We start from the raw sequence: 22985 nt of genomic DNA on the forward strand, positions 1-22985 counted from the left end.
CCAACACACCCACCGCCATTTTTGTTCAAACACGCAACAAATCTATAAATTTGATTATCATATTTAAAAGCATTATCCTATAGTTAAAAGGGTGTCGCCTGATTAGGGGTGTCCACCAAATTGAAAATTAAGGAGGAATTGCATGGTACCAATTGCGGTGAAAGTTGATGATGACAGCCTGGAGGTGCGTTATCCAGCGAAGGATCAAACGGACACCGAACCACCCATTGTCATCAAGTACAACCCGGAGCAGTCAATTGGCGCTAACTTGGAGAACCTCCGGATTAAGATGGCCGGAATCCACTTTGACGTCATTATTATTGATAACCCACTCAGTTACACGTTTTCCGATACGGTGGTCGGCCTGAACCACCAGCGTATTGATATTGGCTTGGCCCTGACCAACATGTTCAACGTGCCCGTGGTGGCCCGGCCTACGGTAAAGCAGCGGGGCCTGGAGACCGCGGTAGCCGACAAAACGACTTACGCCAGCTGGCACCTGGACTACTACGGTGAGTATACCGGTAAGCGTAACTATGGCCAGGAAGCGATGCTGACGGTTGGGAACGGTTATTACGGCCTGCGCGGGGCCTACGTGGAAGCTACGGCCGATGCGGATAATTACCCCGGGTTTTACGTTGCGGGGGTCTATAACCAGAATACGACCAACATTAACGGGCGGGACGTGGTCAACGAAGACCTAGTCAACCTGCCTAACGTGCAATACTTGTCACTGGGAGTGGATCACGGCAACCCGTTCCAAATTCGGCGGGCCGATATTCGTGATATTTATCGGAGCCTTAATTTACGGACGGGTCAGTTGCAAACGACTATGCTGATCAGCCTCGCGACGGGGCACCAGCTGGTGGTGACGACGACCAAAGTTGCGGATATGCGTCATTACCACCGGCTCGCCATTCGTTACGCGGTGACCCCACTTAATTTTGATGGTTCATTGCAGGTCTACGCGGCCATTGATGGCAACGTGCAGAACCGCAACGTGGACCGTTATAACCAGTTTGATCAACGCCACGTGGCGGTGGATGCCACCACGACGGACCACAACAACGCGGTACTCACGGGCCACACCCGTCACTCTCAGGTGCATTTTGCTATTGGTAGTCAAATTACCAGTCCTGACCGCGACCTCACGGCGGCGGTCCGCGGCACGCAGACCTCGACGGCGGTGCGGCAGACCGTTAACCTGACGGTGCATGCCGGACAGACATACACGATCGATAAATTGGTGGCTGTGGTTACCGACCATGATGGTGAGGAGACTGACACAGCGTTAACGGACCGCGTTAATGCCGAGTTACAGGCTGGCAGCTTTGATAACACGGCTGCGATGACCCAAGACTTCTTTGCCGACACCTGGCGGCGGGCCGACGTGGTCGTGACCGGCGACATTACCAGCCAGAAGTTGTTGCGGGTCAACGTGTTCCACCTGCTAGTTGCCGGCGCCGCCCTGGGTGCTGGACACCTTGACGCCTCGACCGGGGCGCGGGGACTACACGGTGAAGCTTACCGTGGCCACGTGTTCTGGGACGAAATGTTCTGCTTCCCGTTCTACGCGGAGCACTACCCGGCAATTGCTCGGGCGATGATCATGTACCGGTATCGGCGGCTGGATGCAGCCCGGCAGTACGCCGAGTCGGTCGGCCAGCACGGCGCGATGTTTCCGTGGCAGTCGGCGATGTATGGGGATGAGCAGGCGCAGTCCGTGCACCTCAACCCGCTGACGAACCAGTGGGATCCCGACAATAGTCGCCGGCAACGGCACGTATCACTGTCCGTGGCCTATGACGTGTGGTTGTATGACCACTTGACGGGTGATCACGACGTCATGCACCGGTACGGTTTGGAAATTATGTTGTCGGTTGCGCGCTTCTGGTTAGGCATGGCCACGCGCGACGAGGCCACGGGCCGGTACGACATCAACGGTGTCATGGGCCCCGACGAATTTCACGAGCAGTATCCGAACAGTAAGCTGGGTGGCCTAAGCAACAACGCGTACACCAACATGATGGTGGCGTGGTTATTCCAGACGTTAACGCAGCTGACCAAACAGCTGCCAGCAAAGGTGGTCCAGCAGGCCGCGGCCAAAGCCGGTTGGCGGGACCAGGATACAGCCCGGTTAACCGATATTGCCGCCCACCTAAACCTGGACATTAATGACGACGGTATTATCGGCCAATTCCAGGGCTACTTTGACCTGCCGCGCTTGGACTTTGACCAGTACCGCAAGCAGTATGGCGATATTGCACGATTGGACCGGATCCTCAAGTCTGAAGGTAAGACGCCCGACGCGTACCAGGTCGCCAAGCAGGCCGACGCGTTGATGGCGTACTACGTCTTGAACCACGATGACGTGGAGCACCTCATTCAGGGGCTGGGTTACCACTTACCCGTGGGCTACTTCACGCACAATTTGCAGTACTACCTTAACCGGACGACGCACGGGTCGACTTTGTCGCGCATTGTGTACGCGGCCTTGAACGAGCAGGATGGCAATTATGACCAGTCCTGGCAGCTGTTCCGGCAGGCATTGTTCTCCGATTACTACGATATTCAGGGTGGGACGACCGCGAGGGCATCCATCTCGGTGTGATGGGCGCCACCATCAACGTGGTTACCAGTACGTATGGCGGCGTCAACGTTCTCGGTCCGCAGGTGACGGTGAACCCGCACTTGCCCCAGCGGTGGCGTGAACTCCGCTTTGCGCTGGATGTCCGCGGGGTCCGGCTCGCGTTCCGCATCACCCACCACCTCGTACACGTGCGCGCCGACCGGGCAACGACCATTCAGGTGTGCGGTCAGGACGTGTCGTTAACGGCGGCTGTGGTTCAAACGATTGACTATTAAGTAAAGGAGTGTTGTGATAATGACCAACTTTAATGATATTCAAGGGTTTGTCTTTGATCTGGATGGAGTGATCACCGATACGGCGCGGCTCCACTCGCAGGCTTGGCGGCACATTGCCGAGCAGGTCGGCACCCCGTGGTCGCAAAAGTTGCAGGATAGCCTGAAGGGCATCAGCCGGATGGAATCACTCGAGCTGATTCTGCAGGCGGGCAACCGTGAACATGATTTCACCGACGCTCAGAAACAGGAGCTAGCGACTGCCAAGAACAAGGAATACTTGCGGCTGGTCGAACAGTTGACGCCGGCGGACATTCTGCCGGGTGTCAGCGACTTTCTGCGGGACCTGTATAACCATGAGTACCGGATGGCGATTGCCTCGGCGTCCAAGAACGCGCCAACCGTCCTGGAGCACCTGGCATTGCCCGGTACTTCCACAACGTGGTGGACCCGAGTACGCTTAAGCACGGTAAGCCTGATCCCGAGATCTTTACCAAAGCCGCGGCATTGATCAACCTCGATCCGCAAGTATGCATCGGGGTTGAGGATGCGGCCGCTGGCGTGGCGGGCATTAACGCTGCCGGGGAGACCTCGATTGGGATCGGTGATCCGCAGGTACTGTCTGCTGCTGACATCAACTTTACGAGCACGGAGCAACTGTCACTGGCCAACATCCGTCACGCGATGCGCCAGCCCGTTGCCAGCTATTAGCGAACGGTCTACGCTTAATTTGGCGTTTGCATACGTGATTACAACGGTTACCGGCCACTTTCATGGTGGCCGGTAACCGTTTTTTTAATTCGGATTAATGCATAATGCTAGCCGTGAAACGGACACTTATGGGTGCATCTATGGTGAGTACTGGTTATTCTTATGCAGGTTGGTTCCAATTAGGGTGTCCAAGTAGTATGCTGGTTGGGTCTTATTAAATTTATCGAATCATTCGTATCGGTAGTGGTTTGTTAGCGCTGGCTAGCGGAATATTAATCAGTGTGCTGTGAGCACATGCGGATCGAGGTTTAGTAATGATCAGGTTTTGGGGGCAAGCAAAGTTTACGGCTAGCGACGGCAAGTTGGCGGGCTACGAGCTTTTTTTTACGCGAGCGGAGTCAACGTGACGGGGAGTGGTACCTCCCGTCTGATTTTGGGCAGTTTAAGGTAAGTGCGTTGGATGACCTGCTGGGGGCAACTTTTGCCGGCATGCCGTCCGACTTATTGTTAGTGTCGTTGAACCTGGATGAAGAACAATTTGCTGACCCCGAATACTACACGCAGCTCGGTGTCTGTCAGCGCAAAGGTGGTCCGCGGTTGATCGTCGAGTTGACGGAACGGCTGGGCACGGGTGCTAACACGGTGACACATTAAGCGTTAGTTGATGCGGCTAAGGCGTACCAAGAGCTCGGTATCCAGGTATGTATCGACGATGTGGGTACGGGTGCCAACCTACCGGAGTTAGTGGATGCCCTCGACCCTTACGTGGATGAGTATAAGTACGCACTGCAAAACGTGCGTGGGACACTGACCCTTGAAGAAGTTCGTGCACAGGTGGCCTACTGGGTGGGACGCGCGCAGCAGGCCGGCCACTTCTTTGCCTTAGAGGGCATTGAAACACCAGCCGATTTGCCGCTGGTGCGGGAGTTTCAGCCCCAAATCGTGCAAGGCTATTACTTTGGTCGGCCGCACCCGCTAACCATTGCGGCGGATTTTGACCTGTAGTCCCGCCGGCTGGTTGTTTAATTATCCAATTAATATGAAAATAGTAGCCCGTTGATGTTTGTCCCGCGTCGCCATTCTTGGTGGTCAGGGTGATGAGCGCGGCGGGCTTTTTAGTGCCCGCCAGAGGGATAATTAGCATACCAGGCGTGACCATAGTGCTTTGAGCGCAACGTCAGGCACTTTTTTTGTTAGTGACCAGACGTGACGTGGCGGTCCTGGCAGGGCGGGTGTTTGTCGTTTTGGCTCAAATTACGGGCCACCGTGCTTGCGTGCCAAGGCCGCTAGTCACATTAAGGACTGTGATCAACCCCAACGCCCGGCCACCGTGCACGCGCACAGGCACGTTATTATTCAGCGGGGCCGCCCCGGTTGGGGTAAAATGAGGGAGAATTGGTATGCGCGGGCGGTACTATTCTTACCGACCGGGTGGAGCCTACTTTGTGAATGGGAGGATACGCATGTACCGCTACTTTATCCAACCACAGTTGAATAAAATCAATCACACCCTGATTGGTTATGAACTGTTGATGAAGCAGTATACAAGCGATGGCTGGCGGCCGCCGCACTCGTTTGCGTCCATTCCGCCGCATACGATTGCGTCCGTGCTGGTCGCAACTACGTCTAAGTTAGCCCTGAAAATTGGGTCGGTCTCGGTGAACCTCAACCGCACCCAGCTGCTGAATGAGGAAATCAACCATTCATTGATGCGGGCACAAAACTACCTGCGGCCCCTCCGACTCAACATCGAGTTAACGGAGGAACTGGCAGACGCACCAATTACGATTGCGCAGATGCGGCCCATGCTGACGGCGTACGTGAACCGGGGCATGCAGATCTGCCTCGACGACGTGGGTAGCGGCGAGAACCAGCTGGACCACGTGTTGCAGCTGGTGCCGTACGCGAGTGAGATCAAGTTTGCCCTGCAGAACTTTAATGTGGGGTTGGATGACCCCAAGATGCGCGCGCAGGTCAAGTTTTGGCGCGACTTTGCCTACCAGCGTGGATTGCGATTTATCCTCGAGGGCGTAGAGAATGCTCACGATGATGCACTCGTCGACGCGCTGCGGGTCACGTTGCGGCAGGGCTATTTCTATGGCAAGCCCAAGTTGCTCAAACTAGACGTGAGTGATCCGGATCAATAAAACAATTAACGCAAGATTAGTTACTGGAGGAAGAGGCTATGAAGATTGTGGTAGTGGGGTGTACCCACGCCGGGGTGGCGGCGGCGAAGGCCGTGCGCATGATCATCCGGAGGCGGAGGTCGTCGTGTACGAGCGGGATGACAACGTGTCATTTCTGTCCTGCGGGGTCGCACTGTACCTAGGTGGCGAAGTTAAGAACCTGGACGAGATGTTTTATGAAAATCCGGCCCATTTGCGGACTGAGGGCATCGACGTACGCGACAAGCATGATGTGCTTCGCATCGATAGCGACAAGCATACGTTAACGATCCAAAATCTGCGGACCACCGAGGTGTTCACCGATACCTACGACAAGCTGATTATGACGACGGGGTCCAACGTGGTCGTGCCGCCGGTGATGGGCGTTGATGACACCCGGGTGTTGATGTGCAAAGACGCACGGCAGGCCCAGGCCATCTTTGATTCCGCCCAAAATCACCACCACGTCTACATCGTTGGTGGTGGGTACGTCGGGGTGGAGTTGGCCGAGGCCTACGCAAATACCGACCACGCGGTCACGCTGTTACAGGCACACAACCAGCTATTGAACCGCTACATTGACGAGGAGTTATCAGCGCAGGTGGAGCGGAACTTGCAGGAACACGGGGTAGACCTACAGCTGAACACCCGTGTGGACAGCTTTGAATCCGATGATGACCACGACCAGGTGCTTATTCACACCAATGGGGCTGACTTTCACGCCGGGTTGGTTATCGTGTGCGCCGGCTTCGTGCCGAACACTGAGTTGCTGCGGGGACAGGTCAAACTGGATGCACGTGGGGCCATCATCACCAACGACTGGCTGGAAACGTCGAATCCCGATATCCTGGCAGCGGGGGATACGTGTGCCGTGCGCTTTAATCCCACCGGCAAGTTAGACTACATTCCGTTGGCGACCAACGCTGAACGGCAGGGGCGCATCGCCGGACGTAATGCGTTTGGACACGTGCAAAAATATCCCGGGACGCAGGGCACCACGGCGTTGCGGCTGTTTAGCGAAACGCTGGCAACCACGGGCTTAACGAGCCACGCGGCCGCGGCGGCGGGAGTGCACGCCGCATCCGTCATCTACCGGGACAACTACCGTCCCGTATTTATGCAGCCGAACGCACAAATCACCATTAAGTTGGTGTACAACGTCGACGACCATCGTGTGCTCGGGGCACAATTACTCTGTGCTCATGACATTAGTCAGACGGCCAACACCGTGTCGTTAGCCATTCAGAACGGCAATACAATTGAGGACTTGGCATACGTGGATACGCTGTTTAATCCCCACTATGACCAACCAGTCAATTATTTGAATCAGGTGGCGTTGCTCGCAGTCGCACAAACGAATGCGTAAGTGACGCGCCATAAAAAAAAGTCACCGCGACTAACGGTGACTTTTTTTATTGCGTGGTTGACCATTGGGGCCAAATCAAATTAGCCCAAAATGGCTCAGGCCTTGGGAAATTCCGTGGTTCATGTTGGTCGAGGTGACGTATTCGGCCAGGGCTTTGTCCTGGTCGTTGCCGTTACCCATGACGACGGGGTGGTCGACCATTGACAGCATCTCCAGGTCGTTTAGTTGGTCGCCGAACGCGTAGGTGGGTAACCCCTGCAGCCCCGTTTCGTCGAGGAAGTGGTTGATTCCGGTTTGCTTGGAGACCCCGGTCAGCATGGTATCGAGGCCGCGCGGGTTATTGCGAACGAGGCTGAGTTGGCCGGCGAAGTGCTGCTGGTACAGCCGTTCCTTGTCAAAGTTGAACACAAACATGAAGTTGACCTGGTGGTGTTGGTACCAGGTGGGGTCGACGTGCGCGTCCAGGTGCAGTAGCTGGTAATTTTCACGGGTGGCGGCATTGGCACCACTTAGGGCAAAGCCAGTGTTGTTGTACCAGCCGACCAGGTCGCCCTGCTCCCGGACGAAGGCGTTAAACTGTTCGATCAGCGGGACGGGGATGGTTTCCACGTGGAGCTTTCGGCCCTCGTACTGCACGTAACTACCATTGGCGCTGACGATGGAGTCGATCCCAGTTTGGTCCAAAACGTATTGGACTTCAAAGATGTTGCGGCCGGTGGCCACCACTGGTAATACGTTGTTAGCGCGGAGTCGGGCGATGGCCTTAATGGTGTCGTCCGCTAAGCTCTTGTCGTCTTGTAATAAGGTGCCGTCTAAATCAAAGAATACTACCGCTTGGTACAAATAGGTTCCTCCTTTGTACATATATATCAATTAGCTTATTTACATTATAAGGGACAATCATACTAACAGCAAAGTATGGTCGCTGGTGGGGACCGCTGATACCGGCGCGGATTAAGCGCGTTAAGGTTGATATCGCGGCCAATCTTCTGCATAATTGGGACGTAACGAGTAGCAAGTAGGAGGAACAGTTGGTGCCCGTTAATATGTTAGTTTGCGGGTGCCCGTTCCTGAACGTAGTGGCCAAAGAGAGAACGGAGAAGTGATTATGGCAGAAGAACGGACGTTAATTTTAGTGAAACCCGACGGTGTTGCGGCGGGTCACATTGGCGAAGTGATCACGCGTCTGGAACGGCGGCAGTACACAATCACCGCGCTGAAGGTCATTCAAGCCACACCGGAATTGTTGGCCCAGCACTATGCCGCCCACGTGGGCAAGCCGTACTACCCGGCGATGGAGGAGTACATGATGGAAAAGCCGTTGGTGGCCATTATTGCGAGCGGCAATAACATCGTGGCCCAGTTCCGCCGGATGGCTGGGAACACCAAGCCGGATGAAGCCCCGCTAGGCACCATCCGCGGCGACTTTGGTCGTAACTGGGGCGAGGGCCCGATTCGCAACGTGGTCCACAGCTCGGACAGCGTTGAGAGTGCGGATCGCGAAATGCGGATCTGGTTTCCAGAATTATTCTAAACAATAGGATTATTGACGGTTAATTGGGGTGATAGTGATGCCAAAGAAGCCGGTTTATCGTGATGTGGATGACTACATCGGGCACCAGGTGCCTGCCGCTCAGCCACTATTGGCGCGGTTGCGGCGCACGATTCACGAGGTGGTGCCGGACGTGACGGAGTCGTTGAAGTGGGGGCAACCCTTCTTCACAACGGCCACCCAACGTGCCAGCATTGCGGCTTATTCCGGGCACGTAAGCTTGCTCCTCAGTCAGGACGTGCCAGCGGCGTTAGTTAAGGACATTAAGGCTGCTGGTTATACGGCCGGGCAGAAGCGGTTGAACGTTAAGTTTGATCAGGAAGTGCCGGCCGAATTGGTCATCAAGTTATTGATGATGGAATTTAAGGATTAACGTGTCAACAAAGGTGGTATGGGCCATGACGAAGGGACGCTTAGAGGCTTTCAGCGACGGCATGTTTTCAATCATCATTACCATTATGGTACTGGAATTGGCGGTGCCGGCTGGGAGCCAATGGTCTGACCTATTTACGTCGCAACACCTGACCGCGCTGGTGGCGTACCTGATCAGCTACGTACTGGTCACCAGCTTTTGGGTCAGTCACCACAATATTGTGGTGCATATGCGGACGGTGACGCCCATCGATTTGTGGCACAACGCGTTGGTGTTACTACCGATCTCGTTATTGCCACTGATGACGGAGTGGTTTGACCGCTACCCGATGGCGGCCGCTCCGAGTGTGGCGTACGCGATTTTGTATATCGTCACGGTGATGGCATTGTACACGTTGGCCGCCCGGGTGGCACGTCAGATGCGACCCGGTTACCAGCGGGACGACTTTGTGCGCGTTAACCGCCACCGGCTTGTGTTCATGGCCGCCGGCGTGGTGGACATTGGATTAGCGAATTTTTGGCCGCCAATCACGTGGGTGATGGTGGCATTGATTTCGGGCTCGTGGATTACGATGTTGCTCGTGCGGGCGACGCGTAACACTAGCCATAAGGAGGACCAATCATGAAAGTATTTGTCATTGGTGCAACTGGTCGTGTGGGCCAGGATCTGATTACCGCGTTGACCCAAGCGGGTCACACGGTCACCGCTGGGGTGCACACTCCCAGCAAGTTCAAGCAGGGCGATTTGGCGACCCCGGTGGCGTTTGATTTGACCGCGGCTCCCGCCACGATGGCGACCATCCTTACTGGGTACGATGCCGTCTACTTTGTGGCGGGTTCACGTGGGCGTGACTTGCTTCAAGTGGAAGAGTTTGGGGCGATCAAGTCGATGCAGGCGGCTGAGCAAGCTGGCGTCAAGCGGTACGTCATGCTCAGTTCCTTGTTTGCTACGCAGCCAGAGAAGTGGGCGGGCATTACGTCGTTAGCCTCGTTGGCAGATTATAACGTGGCCAAGTTTGTCGCTGATAACTGGTTGATGCGGAACACCCAGCTGGACTACACGATCATCCAGCCGGGTACGTTGACCGAAACGCCGGCAACGGGTCGGGTGACATTGGGCGTGACGGATGGCGGCCAGAACGCCATTCCGGACGTGGCAGCCGTACTAGCAGCCGTGTTGGAGCAACACAACACCTTTGGCCAGGTGATCACCATGCACGCGGGTGACACACCGGTGGCAGAGGCGGTAGCCAACTGGTCGCAGGCGACGAAGTAAATGAACAACAATCGCCCACTCGTGACGGCGCGCACCGGGAAGGTGGCACTGGCACGGGCGGGCGTTTTTAAAACCAGAGCGGAACCCCGCGGGTAAAAGCGATAGCGTAAGGTGCTCCGGCCGCAGGGCCCGGGTTTGGCCCTGGGGTTGGAGTGCGTTACGCGGTAGCTTTTGCGAGGTGTAGCTCGACGAAGAAAACCAGAGCGACGCGGGGCGCCCAAAAACCGGCGTGTAACGGACTCTGGTGATGAAGCGGGGTTTTGGCTTCATTGCCAGGGTTGGTTACACAGAGGTTTTTGCCCCGTGTAGCTTGACGAACCAGAGCGAAACCCCGTGGGTAAAAGTGATAGCGTAAGGTAGTCCAGCCGCAGGATCCGTTAAAACATATGGAGGCTTCCAATGACATACACCTTTGCACCGGCAGTTCTGTCCCAACTTTCCGATATCATGGCCACTGAACGTGCCGGTTTTACTCCCGCGGAGGCCGCCACGCCGCGTGCAATGGCAGCGCGCATTGCGGCTTATCCCGAAACGTTTATCGTTGCGCAGGACCCGGACGGTGCGGTTGCCGGCTACGTGGTCGGTCCTGCCAGTGCAACGCGGTATCTCACCGATGACCTGTATGCACACAGCGAGCCCAACCAGCCAGGGGAGGCATACCAGACCGTGTTAAGTTTGGCGGTCCGCCCGGAGAATCGCGGTCAGGGTCTCGGCAGCGCGTTACTGGCACACTTGGCCACGACTGCCCGGCAGCAAGGACGCGTGGCCATCACGCTTACCTGCCTACAACGCCTGGTGCCGTTTTATGTGCGCAACGGCTTTGTCAACGAGGGGGTGTCGGCGTCGAGCCATGCCGGCGAGGTCTGGTTCAACATGGTGCGGCCACTAAATTAGCGCCGCAAATTCAGCGGCCATGGGTGGCACGAGCTCCGCAAAGGGGTCGAGGGTCGCCGCCACCGTCGTCGCGTCGTTACTGGCAGGGACGGGAGTCGCAATGTTCGTGGCCAGTTGGCGCATGCGCAGGCCGTTGATGACCAGGCGGATGGCGATGTCCGCTTGCATGGTGTGGTTACCGTAGATCAGGGTTGCGACGGGCTTACCCCGCCATTCCGCATAGACGGTGTCCAGCGCGTTTTTCAGGACGGCTGGGTAACCCCAGTTGTACTGGCCAAAGACGAGCACGAAGCCGGCGTACTGGTCGATGAGGTGGGCAAAATTACGCGTACTGGCGTGCGTGTAATGACCCTCTGCTGGGGGCTCAGCCTCGGGTAAAAAGGGCAGGTTGACCTGGGCCAAGTCGATAATGTCGGCTGCCACGTGCGCTGTGGCCAACTGTTGTTGCAACCACGCGGAGGCGGCGGGGGCAACGCGTCCCGGTCGGTTGGAGCCACTGATAATAGCAATTTTTTTTAGTCACGAACATTTACCTCCACTAACGTGGGATTGACTGTTTTTTTGATATTGATTCACCTGAATACAAATTGTAGTATATACCGTGTAAACGGTTTGTCAATATTTATTCACGTGCATTAAAATGGAGGGGTATCCTTGATCGATGACATTTTGGACTATTTGAACCAATTTATTGCGCGCGATGGCACCGACGACCTGGAACGGCGGTGGGTCGCGCAGCAAACACATAACGCGGCGGTACAAGCGCTGTTACCGCACTTACGGACACGTGATATTCGTATCGTGGCGGCGGTCGGCCAGCACCAACCGCTACCGCAAAAAAAAGTTGCCGATGCTAGTGGGGACGTCGCAAGCCACGGCGAGTCGGGCAGTTTCACGGTTAGCTGACAACGAGCTGTTGATTCGTGAACGCATGCCCGATAATGCCAAGGAGTGGCAATTGCGTCTCACCACCAACGGGGCGGAGTTGGCGCGTTTGAAAGGCTTGCTGGACGAGCGGTTGCACCAGGCGGCTTTACAAGTGGCGAGCCATTACACGCCGGCCGAACTAACCCGTTTTAACCAGTTGCTGGGGGAACTTCTGCAACTGTCGAGTAAGACGTTTCAAGACATAGATTAAAATTTTTGAGGAGGACATTATGTCTGCATATTCAGTTGATATTACCCGGATCATTATCCGGTTGGCCATGGCCACGGTCGTTGCCGGAATTATCGGGTCCAACCGGGAGCACAATAGTCACCCGGCCGGGATCCGGACGCACATTTTGGTTTGTTTAGGGGCCTGCGTGATTGCCATGATCCAGCAGGAGATTGCTGCTCAAGCCATCAACTTTGCCCTGCACAACAAGGACATTTTTTTCAGTCATCCGGGCCGACCCGGCACGGTTGGTTTGCCAGGTCGTTAGTGGGATCGGGTTCCTGGGTGCTGGGACCATCATCGTCACGCGGCATAACATTTCGGGTCTGACCACCGCGGCATCTCTGTGGGCCGTTGCGGGACTCGGGATTGCCATCGGGATGGGTTACTACACGATCGCGGTGATTAGTGCTGTCTTTGTGATTGTTGTCCTGGCCTTCCTCAAGCGCGCGTTCCGCATTACCCCGCCCATTCGGCGGCTGGAAGTGAAGTATGTCAATAAGGCCGAGACGCAGGAGTTCGTGAAGTCTTACTTTAGCGAGCACAAAGTCAACGTGCTGGCGACGGCGTTCAGCACCGAACGCACAAACGGTGAGGCGGTTTACAAGAACATCTACCGTATCGAGATTCCACGCAAAGCCAATTACGTGGACTTGATCGATGATATTTCTGCAAACGACAATATCCGCACGGTGCGCGTGGTGACCCGCTAACGTGGTATGTGCGTGGCGGCACCAATAGCGTAGACGGTCCAGTAGCGGTGTGTTACAATGGGCCCAATAAATGACGACCAGTGAACCTAGTAGTGGTCACGGATAACCTTCAGAAAGCCGGCGGGGGCTGCGAGCCGGTGCGACCGTGATGACGAATTACACTCACAATCAGTGTCCGTGGCGCAGACCATTATCACTGCAGAGAGGTACGGTGAAGACCGTACAAGCTGGGTGGTACCGCGGCATGTCCGTCCCGTAGCGTGAAGAGCGCTGCGGGACTTTTTTTTGTCGGGAGTGCAACCCCCCGGTTAAAGGTACGCATGAGGTACTTGAGCTACAAGCCGGGGGTTCGGCCTTTGGTGCAAGTGGTATACGCGGTAGCTGTTGTGGGGAGAATCTCGTTGTGATAGAGCTCACTGCGCGGGGACTAGGTACATGGTCGTCATCAGGTTAGGGAGGAAATAAGAGCATGGCAGATGCAGATAACATTATTGATGAGTTGGCTTGGCGCGGGGCGCTGAACCAGATGACTGATGAGCAGGGACTGCGTGAAATTACCGCGCACGAACACATCGGGGTTTATTGCGGCACCGACCCCACGGGGGATTCGCTCCACGTGGGCCACCTGATTCCGTTCATGATTCTGAAGCGGTTCCAGCAATTTGGACACCACCCCGTCATCGTTATTGGTGGCGGGACTGGCGCCATTGGGGACCCGTCCGGGCGTAACAGTGAGCGCGTACTGCAGACGATGGACGTGATCCACGAAAACGAAAAGAAATTGACCGCCCAGATGGTCAAACTGTTTGGAACGGAGAACTTCACCATCGTGAATAACTACGATTGGCTGAGCAAAATTTCCCTGCTCGACTTTCTGCGTGATTATGGCAAGCTATTCAGCGTCAACAACATGCTGAACAAAGAGGTGGTGGCCAGCCGGCTCGAAAGCGGCATTAGCTACACTGAGTTCACGTACCAAATTTTGCAGTCCGTGGACTTCCTGACTTTGTACCGTGATCACGGTGTGCACCTGCAAATTGGTGGTGCCGACCAGTGGGGAAACATTACGGCCGGGATCGACTTGATTCACCGGCTGGAAGGCCAGGATGCCAAGGCGTTTGGTCTGACCAACCCACTGATGCTCAAGAGTGACGGGACGAAGTTTGGTAAGTCGGCCGGCGGTGCCGTTTGGCTCGACCCGAAGAAGACGTCGCCATACGAGTTCTACCAGTTTTGGTTCAACCAGGATGACGCCGACGTGGAGAAGTTCCTCAAGTTCTTCACCTTCTTGTCCAAAGACGAAATTGCTGACCTAGTCCAGGCCACTAAGGACCACCCAGAAAAGCGGGCAGCCCAGCGGCGGTTGGCGGAAGAGGTCACGGAATTTGTCCACGGCCACGACGCCGTGGTTGAAGCCGAGAACATTTCCCGGGCACTATTCTCCGGTGACGTGGCAGACTTAACCGCTGACGAAATCGCGCAGGGCTTTGAGCACATGCCAAGTGCGACGGCACCAGCCACCCCCACCAACCTGGTGGAGTTCCTGGTCGACGTGACCCACATTGAAAAGTCGCGGCGCCAAGCACGTGAGGATATTAACAACGGGGCCATCTACGTCAATGGGGACCGCATCCAGGATGTGGACTTCACGGTGGATCCGGCTGCGCACTTTGATGGGCGGTTCGTCATCATCCGGCGGGGCAAGCGCAAATACTTCCTCGTCCACATTGGTGATTAGTGGACACAGTAATGTTACGTAACAAATAGGGGCAACACGCGACGGCGTGTGGCCCCTTTGCTTTGTCATCTTCGATTAGCGTTAATTCAAACCGGTGAGTGGTTGATTGGTACGGTTGCCGGTCACCGGTTACTCAGCAATGAGAACGGCGAATGGTATGGCCTTCAAGCTACGCCACTGCTCTAGTGCCTCGTGCTGATGGTTAATACTATAACGAGTGAGTGTGATGGATTTGTGGTGATTGGGCTAAGAAAACATTAAGCCGGTATGACGAAAACGGACCAAAAGTGGGGAACAAGCGTTCAACCCGTAAGCGGTTACTTCCTTGAAATGTTGCAGATGGTAACGAATCGTAACGTGGATATTGCACGTTCGTAACAACCCTGTAATACTTTGAGCCTATACTTCATTACAGATTCTTAAAGAAGAAGAAGACATTAGGGACGGAGTGAACTGGTTTGAAGAAGTCAATTACAATTGCAACAATCGCTGCGGCGTTCCTGCTAGCAACTACTGCTTTTGGGGAAGCATCCAATGTTCATGCTGCGGATAGCGCCGATATTACCGCCAAGAAGTCCAGTAACGCCAAGCTGCTGGCTGAGTTACAGTCAGCACAGTCTAAAGTAGCTAGTTTAGACAACCAGGTGGCCAACAAGACCGTGGCCATCAAGGATGCCAACAACAAGATTACTGATACCACCAACGCAATCAAGAGTTACGACACCAAGATTGCGACCGCACAGAAGGAAGTCGCTGCACGTAAAGCGACGATGCGGGCCCAGTTGAAGTCACTGCAGAAGGAATCCGGCGACACCGTCACTGGTAACGTCTACGCCGACTTCATCCTGAACAGTGACAGCATTTCCGACTTGATCGACCGTGGTTTGACGGTGGGCAAGTTGAGCAAGGCTAACGCCGATGCTATGAACGACGTTAAGAATGCTGAAAGCAACCTGGCTAACCTGAAGCAGGAACAGCAGAACAAGAAGGCGACGTTGGAAGCAACCAAGGATAAGTTGGTTGCAGACCAGAAGAACCTGACGACCTTGAAGGACAGTGCCCAAAAGGCTGCCGACAGTTTGAACACCGAACTGAAGGATAACCAGTCCGCTTTGGCTAGTCTTGAAGCCGACGCGGCGAAGTCCGGGGCTAAGGCTACGGCGAAGGCCGTTGCTACCGCCGCTAAGGCCAGCGACTCCAAGGACAGCAAGGCAACGGCTACCGTTGCTAAGACTACTAGCAGTAGCAACAGCACCAGCAGCGATGCAACAACGGATACCAAGTCCAGCAGCAGCGCATCGAGCTCATCCAGTACCAGCACGGCCGCTACAACTTCATCCACGCCATCCGTTAGTGGTGGTAGCTTGATCAGCAACGCGGCTCGTTACCTAGGCACGCCATACGTCTGGGGCGGTTCCTCACCAGCAGGGTTTGACTGCTCCGGCTTGGTTCAGTACGCTGCCGCTGAGGCAGGTATCAGCCTGCCACGGACTTCGCAGGCACAGAGCACGGTTGGTACCTACGTCAGTGTATCTAACCTGCAGGCTGGCGACCTGGTATTCTGGGGTGGTGTTGGTTCTGCTTACCACGTGGGTATCTACGTTGGTAACGGGATGTTCATCCACGCACCTACTGAAGGCCAGTCGGTCAAGTACACGAGCATCAGTGCTTTCCGGCCAAGCTTTGGTCGTCGCATCTAGGCGGCAACAAATATTGTAATTGAGAATCTTCTTCAAACTATACGGCTATCGAGAGTTCACGGTAGTTGTCACGGCAAATAGCGTTGCGTAACCAATTGTCGGTTACACAACGCTATTTTTGCGTGTAGCGAACCCCGGGCGCCAGACCTGGTTGCGCGTGGTCAGGTCCCACAGAACTGCCGGTCAAGCGCCGCGGTGCCTGTGGTATGATTGTGTGTAACAGACGTGGAGGTACAGAAATAATGGCGACAACCAAACGCTTACTAGTTATCACAGGAGCAACGGGGACCGGTAAGACGTCCGTCCAGCACTATTTGCGGGCGCGGTACGGTATTGACCGCATCATTACGCACACCACGCGGCCACAACGGACCGGTGAGGTTGATGGGCGTGACTATTACTTTGAAGATGACGCGAGTTTTGGGCAGAACCATTTCATTGAACACGTGCACTACGCGGGGTATCAATACGGTTCTTCCTTTGAAGGCTTGGACCGTGCTTTTGCACAAGCCGATGTAGCCTCAATTGTGTTGGATACGGCGGGCGCGATTACGTACGTCCAGCGCGTCCGTAAGTACCGGGTGGAACCGATTTTCATGACGATTACGGACCCATCGGTGCTGGCAAGGCGGCTACAGCAACGTGGTGATGACGTGCAGATGATCAATCAGCGCATTGCAAGCGCGGAGTTTGAACGTGATTTGGCCTTGCCGCCAGAATTAGTAGGCAAGGCGCACGTGGTGGTGAACGATGATTGGGACCAGGCGCGGGCGGCAGTGGATGCGCTGTTGAACACGTGGGGAGTACACCCGCGTGCAGGCGAGGAGAATGTTACCGCTTCTTAAGCACTCAGGCATAGTTTGGGGACAAAATGAGGATAGAATAGAAGAGAGTGGAGCCGCGCGGGTAAAAGCGATAGTATAAGGCGCTTTACCCGAAAGGCCGGGTTTTGGCCTTTGGGGTGAAGTGACTTATACGGCAGCTTTTGCGGGGTGGAGCTCGTTTAAATCAAAGAGTGGCGTCCCGCGGGTAAAAGCGACCTGCCGGCTTACATTCCCCGCCACCGACCTTCATTAACGATAAAATCCAATGAATCAATCTTTCAACAAGGAGTACACAACATGGCATATCGGACTATTCCGTTATTATCACCAGCGGCAATTGTTTCCATTATTCTTTTGAGCAGTGCGTACAACGTGGTGAACACCATTAATCCGGTGAACCGGCCGAAGAGTTCGTCAGAACAGAGTAGCCTGCTGTCCAGCATTAGCGCCTCGAAGGCATCCTCAGCTGCGGCTAAGTCCGGCGGTTCCGCCTCCATTAGTAGCGCGAGTGCCACCCACCACAAAAAGTCTAAGCCGACAGATGACAGTTCTAGCGCCAGCAGTGCCGCCCAAAGTAGTGCCGCACCCGCAGATCAGAGTAGTAGTAGCGGTGCAGCGCAGAGCGCGGCTAGTGATACGAGTGAGCAGGGCCACACTAGTGAGTCTTCTGCTGCTAGCAGTAGCTCTTCGAGTGCGGCTTCTAGTTCCGCCGCGTCCAGTAGCGGGGCGGCCAGCGCGGCTGACAGTTCGTCAGCTACGAGTAGTGCCGCATCCAGCGCGGCTACGTCAAACTGATAGGGAGGCCAATACATGCTTACTGCACTAGACATCGTTAACCGGATCTTTGGTTATTTCAACATCCAGGATAAGCCGAAGGGCCGCGTGTTTACCATCATTGCCTTCTTTGCCAACTTCTACTTGCTGTACGTTGCAGTTGCCAACCTGCGTTATGCGGGTTACCGGATTCGGGGGGCACTCTTTCTCACGTTATTTTTGGTGCTGCTCTACTTTATCTACCTCAACTTCATGTATTACTTTACGAACAAAAAGGCACCCGCGGATATTTCGCCGGTGATCGAACGGGCGTTGGGTGGTAACGCCAAAGCGCGTAAAGCCGCGGCGCAAGCATTCGTGCAAAAGGAGACCCCAACAGCGGGCGTTTTTACAGAATCGCAACTACTGCCGACCACGTTGGTAATTGGTTCGCACCAGCAGCGCAACATTGACCGTTTGGCCAAGCGGATGGAGGAAACCGGCGTGATGACGCTGGATTACCAGGGGGTGAGTGACCGCGTGCTCAACGAAGTAGCCCAGCAGACGGCCCAGCCGGTGTTGGCTATGGGTAAGCCAGTCTTGCTGCCTTACTTTGAATTGGCCCAGCACGGCAAACGGTGGATTATTCGGGGCGGGCTGAACGAACTCGACGCGACGGAACTGGCCGAAGTGGTCACCGTCGGGCTGTCGCCCATCGCGGAAGCGCAGAGTCAGTTTAACCTCGCGCTGGCCTCAGTAACGTTGTCGGGCGGGCCCCAGAAGGAACCCGGTCGTTCGGGTCTGCGGGACGCCTTTGCTAAGTTTACAATCGAGGCCAAGGTCGCCTACGTAAATACGAATAAATAGCTGACATTATGAGAGCTTAGTTTGCTTTCTCCTAATTTTCAATGTAAAATTATTTAATACAAAGAAAACGGAGGCCGCGGTTATGTCCATGATTGAGTTCAAGCACGTTGAGAAGTATTATCCGAATAAATTCCACGCCTTAAAGGACATCAACCTCACCATCGATAAAGGTGAAGTGGTGACAATTATTGGCCCATCTGGTTCCGGGAAGAGTACGCTATTACGTACGATCAACGGACTGGAGAGCATTTCGCAAGGGCAACTGCTGGTGAACAACATGGACCTCGCGGACAAGCACACCGACATCAACCGGTTGCGTAAGGATGTCGGCATGGTGTTCCAGCACTTTAACCTCTACGCCAACAAGAGTGTGATGGATAACATTACGCTCGGACCGCGCTTGGTGTTAAAGACCTCGCGGGAGGAGGCGGAAGCCGAAGCACACGAGTTACTGAAAACTGTGGGCCTGGCGGACAAAGCTGACAGTTACCCGAGCATGTTATCCGGGGGACAAAAGCAACGAATTGCGATTGCCCGGAGCTTGGCGATGCACCCCAAGGCCATTCTCTTTGACGAACCGACTAGTGCGTTGGACCCCGAAACGATTGGCGACGTGCTGGCCGTTATGCAACAGATTGCCACCCAGGGAATGACCATGGTCGTGGTGACGCACGAAATGGGTTTTGCCCGGCACGTGGGTGACCGGATCGTGTTCATGGCGGATGGTCAGATTTTGGAGGATAGTCGCGATGTCAACGGCTTCTTTGATAATCCTCAGGAGCCGCGGGCAAAGGAATTCATCAGTAAGATCATTAACCACTAAGGGGGGAGCACTATGCGTAAGCGCATTATGAAGTGGTTGCTCCCCATGTTGCTGGTGTTGTTGACGGTGGGCTTATCGAGCTGCGGGAAGAACCTGGCCCAGCAGAGCGTACTCCACCGGGCGAAGCAGACTAACACCATCGTGTGGGGTGTCAAGGCGGACACGAACCTATTTGGGTTGTTGGACGTGAAGTCGAACACCATCAAGGGCTTTGATGTCGATATGGCCAAGGCCATCACCAAGCGGATCCTGGGCAAAAAGGGACACGCCGAGTTTGTCACCATTACTAGTGATACGCGGATGCCCATGCTGAAGGCGGGTAACATTGACGCCATCGTGGCGACGATGTCGATTACCCCCGACCGTAAAAAGCAGGTTGATTTTTCCGACGTGTACTTCAAAGCCGGCGGGTCGTTGCTGGTCAAGAAGGGCAGCAAGATCCACAGCGTGAAGGACCTTAAGAAGGGAACCAAGGTCATCGTGACCCAGGGTTCCACGTATGGGGATGAAATCAAGAAAGCCGCGCCGCAGACGCAGGTCTTGCAGTTGGCGGACTACGCATCGGCCTTCACCGCGTTGAAGTCTGGTCAGGCGGATGCGTTGTCGACTGATAACGGGATTCTCTATGGTATGTCGGCCCAGGATCACAACTACGAGTTGGTTGGTGGTACTTACACCAAGGAACCATACGGGATTGCGGTCAACAAGGGACAGCGGCCGTTTTTACGGCAAGTCAACCGGGCCATCAAGGACATGAAGGCCGACGGGGAGTACGCCCGTTTGGTCAAGAAGTGGTTTGGCGACATTCCTGGCTTCAGTTTGAAGGAGGTTGAGTGATTATGTTCTCAGTACTCTTCGATAACTGGGGGACGCTGATCAGCGGTCTCGGTTACACGGTCTGGTGCAGTATCTTGGCGTTGATTGGCAGCTGCGTAATCGGGACCGTCTTTGCCCTGATGGAAATTAGTGCCCACAAAGTCGTGCGCATCATTGGGCGCGTGTACGTGGAAGTCGTGCGGAACATCCCGCTGCTGGTTATTACCATGTTCTTCTACGTGGTTATTCCCAAGTACGTGGTGGCCATTGACGGCTTTACCGCCGGCACGATTGGGCTGACCATCTACACTAGCGCTTTCATCGCTGAAACCGTGCGGGCCGGTATCGAGTCCGTACCCGTGGGGCAAATGGAAGGCGCCCGGAGTAACGGTTTGACCTACCTACAAGCGATGACGCACATCATCTTTCCGCAAGCCATTAAAATTATTATTCCGCCATTAGGCAACCAGTTTATTAACCTAATCAAGAACTCCTCGGTCCTAGCCTTTGTGTCTGGGTTCGACCTGATGTATCAGGGTAAGCTGGTGGCGTCGGCCAACCTGCAGACGTTTGATACGTACCTGGCGGTGGGGTTGCTGTACCTGGTAATTACGATGCCGCTCTCGTACTTCATGCGCTATCTCGAAAAACGCTGGCAAACGGCTTAGGGGGTGAACTGATATGGACACATTCGTAAAGGCGTTGTCTTGGGTCAACCTCCGCTACTTGCTAGAAGGGTTCGGCATTACCATTGAGGTGTCGATCTGGGCCATTATTATCAGCTTTTTGGCTGGTTCATTGCTCGGGGTTGCGCGTTACATTAACGTTAAGTATTTCTCGGCCATCGTGGGCTTCGTTATTGATATTATCCGAAACTTGCCGTTGCTGCTGATTCTGTTCTTCGTTTACTTTGGCTTACCTGGCATTGGGATCCGGGTTGCTGTCGTACCGGCCGCGATTATCGCGCTTAGTATCTTTGAGTCGGCCATGCTCGCTGAAATCATTCGTAGTGGGATCAGCGCGGTTCCCAAAGGTCAAATGGAAGCGGCTCGTAGTAACGGGCTCACGTACGTGCAGGCATGGTGCAAGTCATTATGCCCCAAGCGTTTCGTAAGATGATCCCGCCCATCGTCAGTCAGTTCATCAGCCTGATCAAGGACACGAGTTTAGCCACAATCATCCTGTTGCCTGAGGCAATGTACCGGGCAGAGATTATTTATGGGCAAAACGTTAACTACATGATTCCGATGTACGTGGCGTTAGCGCCATTTACTTTGTCATTAACTACCTGTTGTCGCTGGCTTCACGGTACCTGGCCAAACGGCTGGCAATTTAACTTGGTGGTGGTTGAGCCACGTATTAAGAAGGGCGTCATCCGTGGATGACGCCCTTTTGGTGCATTATGGCCGAATCAGGAAAGGCTGCCAATCTATTCATAATACGTATAGTTGCTCATACAGCATAAGCATTAGACATGCTGCCCGCCGACGCCTATCATGGAACTTGTCATCAACGCTTTAAGTTGATATGTACAGTGAGTGGCGCCCAGCGTTGTGACTGCGGCGTTCGCAGACGGAGGATATCTATGATTAAAGATAAAGTAGTTGTCATTACTGGTGCGTCCAGCGGCATTGGTGCCGAAACCGCTAAGTTACTGGCGAGTCGTGGGGCTAAAGTTGTGTTGGTTGCCCGTCGTGAGGCGAAGCTCCAGGCGCTGGTGGACGAAATCAAGGATGCTGGTGGGGAGGCGGCTTACCGCGTGACGGACGTGACCCGTCCTGAGGATAATGAACAACTCGTCCAGCTGGCCCAGAACACCTTTGGGCGCTTCGACGTGATGTTCCTGAACGCTGGGTTGATGCCTAGCTCCCCGCTGTCTGCGTTGAAGGTCGACGAGTGGAACCAGATGGTGGACGTGAACCTGAAGGGGGTCCTCAACGGGATTGCTGCGGCGCTACCGGTTTTCAAGGCGCAGAAGTCGGGGCACTTTATTGCCACGAGTTCCGTGGCTGGACTGAAGGCGTACCCGAACGGGGCGGTCTACGGTGCCACCAAGTGGGCTGTCCGCGACCTGATGGAGGTGTTGCGGATGGAAGCTGCGCAGGAAGGTAGCCACATTCGTACGGCGACGATTTACCCGGCGGCCATTAAGACGGAGTTGCTACACACCATCACCGACAAGGGTGCGGCGCAGGCCATGCAGCAGACTTATGACACCTACGAGATCACGGCGGACCGGATTGCCAAAGTCGTTGAGTTTGCGATTGACATGCCAGCTGATACTAACGTGAGTGAATTTACGGTGGGACCAACCGACCAACCTTGGTAGTGGGCACGTTTCATTAGAAGATAGCAGGGCCATCCCGTTCAAAGGGGTTGGCCCTGCTTGCGTTCATT

Annotated in this window: 23 protein-coding genes and 4 pseudogenes; 25 read left to right on the plus strand and 2 right to left on the minus strand. The window is 54.9% G+C overall.

Annotation, left to right across the window (positions count from 1 at the left end):
• The first annotated feature begins 142 nt into the window (after positions 1–142).
• The 6 genes and pseudogenes from JCM13996_RS03715 (at position 143) to JCM13996_RS03740 (ending at position 7104) form a co-directional block, all read left to right on the plus strand.
• Positions 143–2865: pseudogene (locus tag JCM13996_RS03715) on the plus strand (glycoside hydrolase family 65 protein).
• A gap of 19 nt (positions 2866–2884) precedes the next feature.
• Positions 2885–3573 (plus strand): annotated as a pseudogene (gene pgmB / locus JCM13996_RS03720) (beta-phosphoglucomutase).
• Positions 3574–4029: 456 nt separating this feature from the next.
• A complete protein-coding gene (locus JCM13996_RS03725) occupies positions 4030–4227 on the plus strand; it encodes a hypothetical protein (protein ID WP_054749740.1) in 198 nt (65 codons plus the stop codon).
• A 24-nt stretch (positions 4228–4251) separates the two neighbouring features.
• Positions 4252–4578, plus strand: a pseudogene (locus JCM13996_RS03730) (EAL domain-containing protein); the annotation flags it as partial.
• Positions 4579–5036: 458 nt separating this feature from the next.
• Positions 5037–5720: an EAL domain-containing protein gene (locus JCM13996_RS03735; protein WP_054749743.1), complete on the plus strand. Its 684-nt coding sequence runs from the start codon at positions 5037–5039 to the stop codon at positions 5718–5720.
• A 58-nt stretch (positions 5721–5778) separates the two neighbouring features.
• A complete protein-coding gene (locus JCM13996_RS03740) occupies positions 5779–7104 on the plus strand; it encodes an FAD-dependent oxidoreductase (protein WP_369395685.1) in 1326 nt (441 codons plus the stop codon).
• Positions 7105–7179: 75 nt separating this feature from the next.
• On the opposite strand, the gene JCM13996_RS03745 is transcribed toward JCM13996_RS03740, so the two are convergent.
• Positions 7180–7947 carry a Cof-type HAD-IIB family hydrolase gene (locus JCM13996_RS03745; protein WP_054749745.1) on the minus strand — a complete coding sequence of 256 codons (768 nt, stop codon included), beginning with the start codon at positions 7945–7947 and terminating at the stop codon, positions 7180–7182.
• A gap of 265 nt (positions 7948–8212) precedes the next feature.
• On the opposite strand from JCM13996_RS03745, the gene ndk reads away from it, so the two are divergent.
• From ndk to JCM13996_RS03770, 5 genes are all read left to right on the plus strand, one after another.
• Positions 8213–8638, plus strand: a complete 426-nt coding sequence (ndk, locus tag JCM13996_RS03750) for a nucleoside-diphosphate kinase (RefSeq protein WP_054749747.1) — start codon at positions 8213–8215, stop codon at positions 8636–8638.
• A gap of 37 nt (positions 8639–8675) precedes the next feature.
• The gene (locus JCM13996_RS03755; RefSeq protein ID WP_054749749.1) at positions 8676–9029 is read left to right on the plus strand and encodes a DUF1801 domain-containing protein; all 354 of its coding nucleotides are present in this window, start codon (positions 8676–8678) and stop codon (positions 9027–9029) included.
• 25 nt (positions 9030–9054) lie between these two features.
• Positions 9055–9654, plus strand: a complete 600-nt coding sequence (locus JCM13996_RS03760; protein WP_054749751.1) for a TMEM175 family protein — start codon at positions 9055–9057, stop codon at positions 9652–9654.
• The gene (locus JCM13996_RS03765) at positions 9651–10304 is read left to right on the plus strand and encodes an SDR family oxidoreductase (RefSeq protein WP_082383797.1); all 654 of its coding nucleotides are present in this window, start codon (positions 9651–9653) and stop codon (positions 10302–10304) included. The genes JCM13996_RS03760 and JCM13996_RS03765 overlap by 4 nt, the downstream gene beginning before the upstream one ends.
• 399 nt (positions 10305–10703) lie before the next feature.
• A complete protein-coding gene (locus JCM13996_RS03770) occupies positions 10704–11198 on the plus strand; it encodes a GNAT family N-acetyltransferase (RefSeq protein ID WP_054749755.1) in 495 nt (164 codons plus the stop codon).
• Here JCM13996_RS03770 and JCM13996_RS03775 read toward each other — a convergent pair.
• Positions 11190–11708, minus strand: a complete 519-nt coding sequence (locus tag JCM13996_RS03775) for an NADPH-dependent FMN reductase (protein WP_082383798.1) — start codon at positions 11706–11708, stop codon at positions 11190–11192. The two genes, JCM13996_RS03770 and JCM13996_RS03775, sit on opposite strands and share 9 nt — an antisense overlap.
• 144 nt (positions 11709–11852) lie before the next feature.
• On the opposite strand from JCM13996_RS03775, the gene JCM13996_RS03780 reads away from it, so the two are divergent.
• From JCM13996_RS03780 to JCM13996_RS03840, 14 genes and pseudogenes are all read left to right on the plus strand, one after another.
• A complete protein-coding gene (locus JCM13996_RS03780; protein ID WP_054749759.1) occupies positions 11853–12104 on the plus strand; it encodes a hypothetical protein in 252 nt (83 codons plus the stop codon).
• A complete protein-coding gene (locus tag JCM13996_RS10820; RefSeq protein WP_156321854.1) occupies positions 12055–12336 on the plus strand; it encodes a helix-turn-helix domain-containing protein in 282 nt (93 codons plus the stop codon). The genes JCM13996_RS03780 and JCM13996_RS10820 overlap by 50 nt, the downstream gene beginning before the upstream one ends.
• Before the next feature lie 19 nt (positions 12337–12355).
• Positions 12356–12622 (plus strand): MgtC/SapB family protein, encoded by a 267-nt coding sequence (locus JCM13996_RS12825; protein ID WP_369395686.1) that lies wholly within the window; start codon positions 12356–12358, stop codon positions 12620–12622.
• On the plus strand, positions 12603–13067 hold the full coding sequence (locus tag JCM13996_RS03790; protein ID WP_369395687.1) for an MgtC/SapB family protein: 465 nt from the start codon (positions 12603–12605) through the stop codon (positions 13065–13067). Before JCM13996_RS12825 ends, JCM13996_RS03790 begins: the two co-directional genes overlap by 20 nt.
• A gap of 469 nt (positions 13068–13536) precedes the next feature.
• The gene (tyrS, locus tag JCM13996_RS03795; protein WP_054749763.1) at positions 13537–14805 is read left to right on the plus strand and encodes a tyrosine--tRNA ligase; all 1269 of its coding nucleotides are present in this window, start codon (positions 13537–13539) and stop codon (positions 14803–14805) included.
• A gap of 458 nt (positions 14806–15263) precedes the next feature.
• A complete protein-coding gene (locus JCM13996_RS03800) occupies positions 15264–16505 on the plus strand; it encodes a C40 family peptidase (RefSeq protein ID WP_054749765.1) in 1242 nt (413 codons plus the stop codon).
• Positions 16506–16747: 242 nt separating this feature from the next.
• Positions 16748–17350: a guanylate kinase gene (locus JCM13996_RS03805; protein ID WP_054749767.1), complete on the plus strand. Its 603-nt coding sequence runs from the start codon at positions 16748–16750 to the stop codon at positions 17348–17350.
• A gap of 276 nt (positions 17351–17626) precedes the next feature.
• Positions 17627–18124, plus strand: a complete 498-nt coding sequence (locus JCM13996_RS03810; protein WP_054749769.1) for a hypothetical protein — start codon at positions 17627–17629, stop codon at positions 18122–18124.
• Positions 18125–18139: 15 nt separating this feature from the next.
• Positions 18140–18949 (plus strand): DUF6681 family protein, encoded by an 810-nt coding sequence (locus JCM13996_RS03815; protein ID WP_054749771.1) that lies wholly within the window; start codon positions 18140–18142, stop codon positions 18947–18949.
• Between the two features lie 82 nt (positions 18950–19031).
• Positions 19032–19772 (plus strand): amino acid ABC transporter ATP-binding protein, encoded by a 741-nt coding sequence (locus JCM13996_RS03820; RefSeq protein WP_156321855.1) that lies wholly within the window; start codon positions 19032–19034, stop codon positions 19770–19772.
• Positions 19773–19784: 12 nt separating this feature from the next.
• Entirely contained in the window at positions 19785–20609 is an 825-nt protein-coding gene (locus tag JCM13996_RS03825; RefSeq protein WP_054749774.1) for a glutamate ABC transporter substrate-binding protein, read from the plus strand.
• 2 nt (positions 20610–20611) lie between these two features.
• Complete coding sequence (locus tag JCM13996_RS03830; protein ID WP_054749776.1) at positions 20612–21256, plus strand: amino acid ABC transporter permease; 645 nt, start codon at positions 20612–20614, stop codon at positions 21254–21256.
• A 13-nt stretch (positions 21257–21269) separates the two neighbouring features.
• Positions 21270–21924: pseudogene (locus JCM13996_RS03835) on the plus strand (amino acid ABC transporter permease).
• Positions 21925–22173: 249 nt separating this feature from the next.
• Positions 22174–22917: an SDR family oxidoreductase gene (locus JCM13996_RS03840; RefSeq protein ID WP_054749778.1), complete on the plus strand. Its 744-nt coding sequence runs from the start codon at positions 22174–22176 to the stop codon at positions 22915–22917.
• Positions 22918–22985 lie beyond the last annotated feature (68 nt).

It is taken from the genome of Lacticaseibacillus thailandensis DSM 22698 = JCM 13996, assembly GCF_001312865.1.
GTDB lineage: Bacteria > Bacillota > Bacilli > Lactobacillales > Lactobacillaceae > Lacticaseibacillus > Lacticaseibacillus thailandensis.

What these genes read in the sequence shown, in the direction of transcription:
- JCM13996_RS03735 (WP_054749743.1), top strand. Translation starts at nt 5,037, where the DNA reads ATGTACCGCTACTTTATCCAACCACAGTTGAATAAAATCAATCACACC.
- ndk (WP_054749747.1), top strand. Translation starts at nt 8,213, where the DNA reads ATGGCAGAAGAACGGACGTTAATTTTAGTGAAACCCGACGGTGTTGCG.
- JCM13996_RS03755 (WP_054749749.1), top strand. Translation starts at nt 8,676, where the DNA reads ATGCCAAAGAAGCCGGTTTATCGTGATGTGGATGACTACATCGGGCAC.
- JCM13996_RS03760 (WP_054749751.1), top strand. Translation starts at nt 9,055, where the DNA reads ATGACGAAGGGACGCTTAGAGGCTTTCAGCGACGGCATGTTTTCAATC.
- JCM13996_RS03765 (WP_082383797.1), top strand. Translation starts at nt 9,651, where the DNA reads ATGAAAGTATTTGTCATTGGTGCAACTGGTCGTGTGGGCCAGGATCTG.
- JCM13996_RS03770 (WP_054749755.1), top strand. Translation starts at nt 10,704, where the DNA reads ATGACATACACCTTTGCACCGGCAGTTCTGTCCCAACTTTCCGATATC.
- JCM13996_RS12825 (WP_369395686.1), top strand. Translation starts at nt 12,356, where the DNA reads ATGTCTGCATATTCAGTTGATATTACCCGGATCATTATCCGGTTGGCC.
- tyrS (WP_054749763.1), top strand. Translation starts at nt 13,537, where the DNA reads ATGGCAGATGCAGATAACATTATTGATGAGTTGGCTTGGCGCGGGGCG.
- JCM13996_RS03805 (WP_054749767.1), top strand. Translation starts at nt 16,748, where the DNA reads ATGGCGACAACCAAACGCTTACTAGTTATCACAGGAGCAACGGGGACC.
- JCM13996_RS03810 (WP_054749769.1), top strand. Translation starts at nt 17,627, where the DNA reads ATGGCATATCGGACTATTCCGTTATTATCACCAGCGGCAATTGTTTCC.
- JCM13996_RS03815 (WP_054749771.1), top strand. Translation starts at nt 18,140, where the DNA reads ATGCTTACTGCACTAGACATCGTTAACCGGATCTTTGGTTATTTCAAC.
- JCM13996_RS03820 (WP_156321855.1), top strand. Translation starts at nt 19,032, where the DNA reads ATGTCCATGATTGAGTTCAAGCACGTTGAGAAGTATTATCCGAATAAA.
- JCM13996_RS03825 (WP_054749774.1), top strand. Translation starts at nt 19,785, where the DNA reads ATGCGTAAGCGCATTATGAAGTGGTTGCTCCCCATGTTGCTGGTGTTG.
- JCM13996_RS03830 (WP_054749776.1), top strand. Translation starts at nt 20,612, where the DNA reads ATGTTCTCAGTACTCTTCGATAACTGGGGGACGCTGATCAGCGGTCTC.
- JCM13996_RS03840 (WP_054749778.1), top strand. Translation starts at nt 22,174, where the DNA reads ATGATTAAAGATAAAGTAGTTGTCATTACTGGTGCGTCCAGCGGCATT.